This is a genomic window from Thiolinea disciformis DSM 14473 (assembly GCF_000371925.1).
Lineage (GTDB): Bacteria > Pseudomonadota > Gammaproteobacteria > Thiotrichales > Thiotrichaceae > Thiolinea > Thiolinea disciformis.
In genome coordinates this window covers 1-7703 of record NZ_AQVE01000046.1, presented here as the reverse complement: position 1 = coordinate 7703, position 7703 = coordinate 1, and the positions used below count along the sequence as shown (strand labels likewise).

The 7703-nt window shown below is 43.4% G+C and carries 9 protein-coding genes and 1 tRNA gene; 4 read left to right on the top strand and 6 right to left on the bottom strand.

Annotated elements, in window-relative coordinates:
- Positions 1–19 precede the first annotated feature (19 nt).
- Both A3IE_RS0119000 and A3IE_RS0118995 read left to right on the top strand, forming a co-directional pair.
- A tRNA-Glu gene (locus A3IE_RS0119000) sits at positions 20–95 on the top strand.
- A 110-nt stretch (positions 96–205) separates the two neighbouring features.
- Entirely contained in the window at positions 206–1027 is an 822-nt protein-coding gene (locus tag A3IE_RS0118995) for a hypothetical protein (RefSeq protein WP_020397200.1), read from the top strand.
- A 44-nt stretch (positions 1028–1071) separates the two neighbouring features.
- On the opposite strand, the gene A3IE_RS0118990 is transcribed toward A3IE_RS0118995, so the two are convergent.
- Together A3IE_RS0118990 and A3IE_RS0118985 are read right to left on the bottom strand one after the other, a co-directional pair.
- Positions 1072–1485 carry a DUF1877 family protein gene (locus A3IE_RS0118990; protein WP_020397199.1) on the bottom strand — a complete coding sequence of 138 codons (414 nt, stop codon included), beginning with the start codon at positions 1483–1485 and terminating at the stop codon, positions 1072–1074.
- 107 nt (positions 1486–1592) lie between these two features.
- On the bottom strand, positions 1593–1886 hold the full coding sequence (locus A3IE_RS0118985; RefSeq protein ID WP_020397198.1) for a hypothetical protein: 294 nt from the start codon (positions 1884–1886) through the stop codon (positions 1593–1595).
- Between the two features lie 76 nt (positions 1887–1962).
- On the opposite strand from A3IE_RS0118985, the gene A3IE_RS0118980 reads away from it, so the two are divergent.
- Complete coding sequence (locus A3IE_RS0118980; RefSeq protein ID WP_020397197.1) at positions 1963–2883, top strand: DMT family transporter; 921 nt, start codon at positions 1963–1965, stop codon at positions 2881–2883.
- Here A3IE_RS0118980 and A3IE_RS0118975 read toward each other — a convergent pair.
- Positions 2871–3803, bottom strand: coding sequence for a LysR family transcriptional regulator (locus A3IE_RS0118975; RefSeq protein WP_020397196.1), 933 nt, complete (start codon positions 3801–3803; stop codon positions 2871–2873). The two genes, A3IE_RS0118980 and A3IE_RS0118975, sit on opposite strands and share 13 nt — an antisense overlap.
- A gap of 103 nt (positions 3804–3906) precedes the next feature.
- On the opposite strand from A3IE_RS0118975, the gene A3IE_RS0118970 reads away from it, so the two are divergent.
- The gene (locus A3IE_RS0118970; protein ID WP_020397195.1) at positions 3907–4761 is read left to right on the top strand and encodes a methylenetetrahydrofolate reductase; all 855 of its coding nucleotides are present in this window, start codon (positions 3907–3909) and stop codon (positions 4759–4761) included.
- 264 nt (positions 4762–5025) lie between these two features.
- Here the strand turns inward: A3IE_RS0118970 and A3IE_RS0118965 are convergent, their stop codons facing one another.
- The 3 genes from A3IE_RS0118965 to A3IE_RS21425 form a co-directional block, all read right to left on the bottom strand.
- Positions 5026–5259 carry a hypothetical protein gene (locus tag A3IE_RS0118965; RefSeq protein WP_157832922.1) on the bottom strand — a complete coding sequence of 78 codons (234 nt, stop codon included), beginning with the start codon at positions 5257–5259 and terminating at the stop codon, positions 5026–5028.
- Positions 5260–5407: 148 nt separating this feature from the next.
- Positions 5408–6457 carry an ankyrin repeat domain-containing protein gene (locus A3IE_RS0118960; RefSeq protein WP_157832921.1) on the bottom strand — a complete coding sequence of 350 codons (1050 nt, stop codon included), beginning with the start codon at positions 6455–6457 and terminating at the stop codon, positions 5408–5410.
- Position 6458: 1 nt separating this feature from the next.
- The coding region (locus A3IE_RS21425; protein ID WP_033407663.1) for an RHS repeat domain-containing protein at positions 6459–7703 on the bottom strand (1245 nt) is incomplete at its 5' end.

Sequence of the window (7703 nt, the reverse complement as noted above, 5' to 3'; positions counted from 1 at the left end):
TAGAGTAGTTTAAATCAGCGTCCCCATCATCTAGTGGCCTAGGATATCGCCCTTTCACGGCGAGTACTGGGGTTCGAATCCCCATGGGGACGCCATCTTTCTAAATTCCATCACTAAATTCTTTTCTCCAAATTTCTCAAAATCTCATTAACAGCTGTAGCGTTTTTGGTTACTCTGCGTCAATTCACATCGCAGGAGTTAAGCCGTGCTTTTATTAAGCAATAATAAATTGAGCGTTGAGCTATTAGATCCTATCAAGGATCAGGCCAAATTTGGCGTACGCTATTGTACGGGCGGTTATATTTATCAAATTGTGGATAGCAAGCTCGGTAATTTACTCAGCGGACCAACTTACCCAGAAAGTTTTAACTGGTTCGATGGGCAGGGAATTCCTGATGCTTTCAATTGGGCGCCCTTACGTTCGTCTCAGAAAGATGATAGTGAAGTGCTGATTGTGGGGATTGGCTTATGTGATTTACAAACTAAACAAGTCAAGCAGTTTTGTGATTGGCAGCTTGAACAAGATGCAAACCAAGTTCGCTTCACTACCCAACAGGCTTTTGAAAATTATGCCTTGCAATTAGTGCGTACCGTATCTTTACAGGAGCGTACTGTTCGTTCGCATACCACGATTAGCAATCAAGGTAGTGAATTTATTCCCATTACTTGGTTCCCACATCCTTTCTATCCTCAGCCGCAAAACACTAAAGAATTGTGTTTGCTTAATATTCCTTTTACTTTGCCGTCCGATCATGAGGGGTATGAGCAGGCCGAGAGTGGTTTTATTCAGCGCAAGGCATGGCCGGAACAGAAGGGTTTTTATTTGCCAATTGAACATCAGGCGCAACAGGCTTTAACCATCTTGCAGCGCCATGATCAGTTAGGCTTAGTGGGTGCGACTTGTTCGTATGTGCCGGATTATTTTCCAATTTGGGGTAATCAGAATACTTTTTCGTGGGAACCTTTTTTCCAGCATATCGTGGCGCCGACTAAGGCGGTGAGCTGGTGGATTGATTATCATTTTTAAGCGAGACAGCGCTAAACACTAACTTTAGCGCTGCTCGTAATCGCTTAGGTCACACGGAATAGCACAGCGTCGCCTTGTTGTGCGGCCCGTTGATAGAGGCTCGCAATATTTTTCATATGATGGCTTAGTTCTGCTAGTTCAGTGCTGGCATCGTCTAGCCAGTTATAATAACTCTCTACTTCATCGTCATTTAACCTAACAAACAGTGGCGCAATTTCCTTTACGTCTGTAGCCCAAGAATATTGACTCATCTCTGGGATTTCATTGGTTTGCTCAGCAAAATCCTCGGTAAAGTCCTCCACAATACGAATGACATCCAGCCATGCCCGTTCAACACTATAGGCTTCACGTGGTTTTTCATCTAATTCATTATAAAGAAATGATAAACTTAAAGAGCCATCTAACAGGCGTTCTAGTTGATCATCCGACAAAATATAAAAAGCACCGCCCAAACTCATTCTTATTATCCTTTTGTGGGTTAAAGACCGGTTAAATATAACGAAGCTGACTTAACTAGAGATTAAATGTAGATAGGCGATATAGCTTGTGAGTGACAGCTATTCAACTATTTGGGTAGTTGAATATTGAAGCGTTTCTGATACCACGGAAATAAAAATAGCTCGAACACAAAACTGATCAAGAGCGTGGCGAAAAACCAATTTAAGCTAAATAAACCAAAATCAAAGCGCGTATCAGTGCCACTATAAGTAGCGCCCACGCAAGTCAGCAATACTAAACTTAATACTAAATCTGAGATAATGAGCCGTTTAACATGCCCTTGTACCAACTTAGGGTAGATAAAACCATAAGCCAAGATATTGGCGCCGCCGACCAGAAACACTAAAAGCAGTGTGTTCATTCAAAAATATCCTATTGCTGAGGTTTAGCTTATAGTAGGGGATTGTATCGTCTAAACCCTCCTTGAGCGAATTATCGTGAGCCAGCATCAGCATCAGCATCAGAATCAACAAAGCCGTGGCATTCAATTAATGATTATTGGTTCTCTTTTGTTGCCCTTGATGGATGCGTCTGCTAAGGCCATGGGAGAAACTTACCCTGCCGCTTTGATCGTGTTGGCGCGCTTTGTTTTTCAGAGTTTGTTTTTGTTGCCTGTTGTGTGGAAAAGTTTGCATATACCGCGAGGTTTAGAATTACGTTTACATTTTTGGCGCGCTGTGAGTATCTGTTTTGGTACGCTGACTTTCTTCTATGCGATTCAAGTAATGCCGTTAGCGGACGCTTTAGCCATCTTTTTTGTGATGCCCTTGTTAGTCACTTTATTAGCACCTTGGGTATTAGGCGAGAAATATGGTTGGCGCCGTTTAGTGGCCGTCGTGATTGGATTGATGGGGGCACTCATCATTATTCAGCCGGGGCGTGAACTCTTTGGCTGGCGTGCTTTTGTGCCATTAGCGACGGCTTTAGGATTCGCGTTTTATTTGTTATTTACGCGTCAGTTAGCACGTTCTGGCGTAGGAGGTGGAGTCTCGCCTTTGGCTATGCAATTCTATTCGGGTGTGTTTGGCGCAATCATTATTTTAATCGTGATTGTGCTCACGCAACCTTTGCAAATTGAAGTTTTTCAATGGCAATGGCCTGAGTTGTGGCAGTGGCGTCAATTATTATTAGTCGGTTTCTTCGCAGCCGTCAGTCATTCGATTCTAACGCAATCTTTCAAACATGCAGATGCTTCGATCTTAGCGCCTTTCCAATATATTGAGCTGATTTCAGCGGCGCTGATTGGCTGGGTCTGGTTTGGTGATATTCCTCGTTCCTCTACTTGGCTAGGCGCTGCGATTTTAATCGCCTCCGGCTTATACATTTGGCATCGTGAGCGTCTGCATCAGAGCCATTGATCGTTGGGCGGCGCTATATGTTGCAGGGTTTGCAGCGATAAAGTACGCGCCAACTTGATAAATTCGCGCATATAGTTAAAGCGCAAACTGGTTTCTCGGACGGCGGCATACAGTGTGTTAAATACACCAGTGCCGAGGGATCGGGTGCTGACCAATTGGCGTTCGGTGTATTCACTAGCCGCCCAGCTGGGTAAAGCACAGACACCGCGTCCGCTTGCGACCAAGGCAATCATCATGACGGTTAATTCACTATGCCGTATATGTGCGGGTTCAACACCCGCAGGGCTGAGAAATAAACGAAAAATATCGAGTTTGCGCGGTGGCACGGGATAACTAATTAACGTTTCTGTTTTCAGCATCGCTGGTTCAATAATCGCAACCTTATTTAAGGTGTGTTCTAAGGGTAAAACCAAATGCGCTTCGTATTGAAATAAGGGGAGATATTGAATGCCATTGAGTGGCTCAGGATCGGCAGTAATCACGATCTCTAGCTCGTTTTCCATCAAGGCTTTTAGGCTTTCAAAATGAAAATCACCAGCAATATCCAACTCCACCGCAGGCCAATGTGCCCGAAATTCATTTAAGGTTGGAATGAGCCACTGATAACAAGAGTGGCATTCAATCGCTATCGTTAAGCGGCCACTATCACCTTTCGCTAAGCGGGTTAAATCATTTTCCAAGCGCTCGAAGCGCGGCAAGGTGTCCAAGGCCGTTTCCAATAGGCGCTTACCGGCGGTCGTTAAATGTAAGGGCTTAGTCTTACGGTCTACGACTGTGAGGTCAATGCGCTTTTCCAATTCAGTCAATTGATGGGAGAGCGCTGATGGGGTGAGATGAAGCTGTTTAGCCACTTCTACCAAGGTTTCGCAAGTATTTAAAGCGACAATAAGCTCAAGGTGTTTACGTTGCAGATTCAGCATATTGAAAATATTTCAAAAAAATATTGATAAACTTGAAATTGATTTAGTAAGTCTAGCATAAGAAAATACCAAGCTATCAACTATTGTCCACGATGAGTTAAGCATGAGTCACAATCCAATCCTTTCTTTTGAGTTTTTTCCACCGAAAACGCCACGTATGGAACGTACCTTATGGCGTAATATCGGACAGTTGGAAATGCTCAAGCCAGCGTTTTTCTCGGTGACTTATGGTGCATTGGGGAGTGATCGTGAGCATAGTTTGGAAACGGTCTTCAATATGCAGCGCGAGTGCCGTGTGCCGGTAGCAGCACATTTAACCGCAGCAGGACATACTCGCGAGTCATTATTAGAACTCGCTAAACGTTTTTATGAGGCTGGAGTAGAGCGCATTGTCGCACTGCGTGGTGATGCTGATTTACTGGAAGGCGGCATTCACGATGTCGCTGTGATGGTGCAGGCACTGCGCTCGATAGCCGATTTTGATATTAGTGTGGCTGCTTATCCTGAAGCACATCCAAAGGCTGCTAGTTTAGAGGCTGATTTAGCGCACTTAAAGCGCAAACTGGATGCTGGCTCACAACGCGCCTTAACGCAATATTTCTTTGAGGCGGATGTATTTTTAAAGTTTCGTGATGCAGCCGTTAAAGCTGGCATCAATAAGCCGATTGTGCCAGGGATTTTGCCAGTGCATGATTTTGAGAAAGTACAATCGTTTAGTGAGCGTTGTGGCGCTTCGATTCCGGCTTGGATGCACAATTCTTTCAAAGGCACACAAGCGGGCAGTATTGAGCAAAAGCGGATTGGGATTGAATTAGCGGTAGGTTTATGTGATCGCTTATTACGCGAAGGCGTGGAGCAGCTTCATTTTTATACTTTGAACATTCCAGGCCTGACTTTCGAGCTTGCCCATCAATTAGGTATTCCTTTGGCTTGGGATGAGCGTCGCGCGGGTTTTTAGGAAATGTTTTAGTTGCTAGCGAGCTAGTTAAGAGTCCGCTAGCGCTCACTTTCTAACTGCATAAGTGAGGATTATAAGAATTTAATATTGTTATTATAATTCTTTTGTTCTATAGCATTGAATAATGCTTGGACTTTTGGGCTGTGGTGCTTTAGAAATCTTTGTGTTTTTTACTTCAATAATTTCATTAAATCAGGACGTCTTTTTATTAGCGCCTTGATAGATATTCCTTTCTGATCTTTTAAATTAATATTAGCACCTTTTTCAATCAGCCACTGTACCAACGACTACTTTGCGGTAGATAAAACCACACTCTGGCAATGTTTTGCTTGCATTGGCATCCAACGCCTGCACTTGCTTAGTCGTTAGCAGCTTTTTTTGGTCAGTGAGGTAATCCGATGATTTTGCCTCAGCATAAGCCGGGCACGAATAATTACCCAGCAACAACATACTAATGAATAGGTTGTTTGCTAATCTATGCTTTAGATATTTTTGCATTGGGCGTCTAGTGATGGCTTTCTTCGTTGGGAGGTATAAAGTAACAGCTAGAAATGGGCTATTTTGAAGATTTCAGTATACCCCAGTATTCAGCAGGTCTCCCTTAACATGGAAAGTCGTCAGTCATAAAGGCAGCTTTATTCTTGAATCATTCTGAACATTTAGTACGAGCTTGGGCTATCAACTCTTTTGCCGTCTTACCTGCGTTGTTTTTAAGGTTAACATTGGCACCACGAGCTATTAGTAATTTGATCATGGCTTCATGAGTCTGATCTAAGCAGTAGTCCTCGTAGCCCTCCACCACTTGGTGTAATGGCGTATTCCCATAATCAGACTTCATATTGATATTGACCGGCGTAATTAATATTTGAATAACCTCTAGCGCGTTAGGGTTTGTGCTATGAGACCCCGAAAGATAAAGGTGTAAAGGGGTTGCTCCACCCACACGCCGCTTTTTATTCAATGCGGTGGGACTAACCTTAGCCAGCTTTTTTACTTCCTCATTACAATAAGAAGAATACTTCACACCAAATTCTGCTAAATAATGTAAATCCTCCCAACGGTAGGAGGGAGCAGGGCCAAAATCCTCATTAAACGGCGCAATCGGCTCGTTGAGTGTCGTAATCTGTTGATAGAGTGCCAGATTTTTATTTAAAAAGAAGCGATAAGTGGTACAGCTAGCCGGAGTGCCATATTTTAATTGTTGTAATAGTACCTCAGTGGTTGGTAAGCCCAGACGGATCAGCGTTGGAATCAGGTATGGATCATCCGGCATCCAATTCGTGATCTGTCTAAAAAATTTAGATTGTTCTGCCTTAGAGAGACGCACAAGATATGGGCTCATTCGACTGATAAAATACCGATCAAGTAAATGTTTATCCTTACGCTGTTGTGAGGATAGCTTTAGGCTTCTTGGCCAGTTAACACTGTTGTAACAACTGTAAATAGCCTGTCCTGTTATGCTCACATCCCCTGGTCGTTTGTTGTAAACCACACCGCAATCAGGCCTACCCTTCATAACTTGCTTATCTAAAAGGCGTAGTTGTTGCTCCGTCAACCCAAGGGGTTGACGGTCGGGCGGAGACTTTTTACCTACCACCTCACCTGCTTGCACACCCATGGGCAAACTCAGCCCCAAAATTATGCTTAACAAGCAACTAGTTATTAATAAAGTAGAGGTATATTTATTCACAGTCATTTTATTTTCCAGCTTGAATACGGCTATATATTTTCTCCGCATTTGACTCATTAGAATGGGCAAAATGATGATTAATCTTATTATAATTTATTACATGATCTACAGAGTGACCATGAGAAAAGGTATGATAAAGTTTTATACCCTGACTAGTATAATATGTACTATATGTATCAGTTGGCTTTGTTAGATTAGGAGGAAATAGAGCGCTTCTTACCTCCGTTACACCGTATCGACTTAATGCCCTCGCTGAGTCAGCAGTAAGATAACTTCCTAATGGCGATTTAGCATCTCCATGCATTGAGCACGGAGCCTTGGGATAAGTGCTATAAAAGTTATTAATTTGATCTGTAGTAGAACCAAAGCGTTTATCTTTGGTGTTAATTTGATTTAGATGCAGGCCAATCTTGACAGGTTTGCCTGCAAATTCAGATGCTAAATTTATATCCTTGATATAAAGGTATACAGTAAACTTAACTTTTGAATATTTTGTGACCCAAGTTAAGGCTTTCGGTATATCTGTTGGCTCATGAATATCTATGGAAAAGTCCAGTGTTTTTCTTGAGCCAAAAACAGCACTGGGGAGTGTTGTGGGGGCATGACCTATTGTATCTACCACAGATAAAGGCCTTGCATCCACATACCCAAACACATTCATCCCGCCCTCCAACCCAATCGGATCACTTTGCACATACCGCCCCGTCTGCGGGTTATAATCGCGATGGAAGTTGTAATGCAATCCGGTTTCAGCATCGTAGGTTTGCCCTGAAAAACGCTGGTTATAACGCAGTGCTACCCCATCCTGATCAGGGTCTTCATTGGGCTTGGTGTCGCCAAACGGTTTACTCTCCCACGACCATACGATTTTACCGCTCGCATCGCTTAATACCCGTGGGGTATCAATCTGATCGGCATGAATACGATAGGTCTTGCCTTGTTGAATCAGGGCTATCGGAGTAGACCCCATGTAGATCGTTTCACTGGCTTGTAAGCCATTTGCACCTTGCACATATTCACCGATGATACGGTCATTGTCCCACGCATAGAAAGTGGTGGTTTGTCCTGATACTTTTTTGACGCGTTGCTCATCGGCGTTATAGCTGTAGGTGGTCGTACCATCCACACTCGCAAGGCGATTTTGCGCATTGTAGGTGTAAGTGTGCACCCCATCATTCAGCAAATTACCATTCGCATCTAAGGTCTGGGCATTATTGCCCGCTAATACTAAGCGGTTGCTATTGGCTTGAAG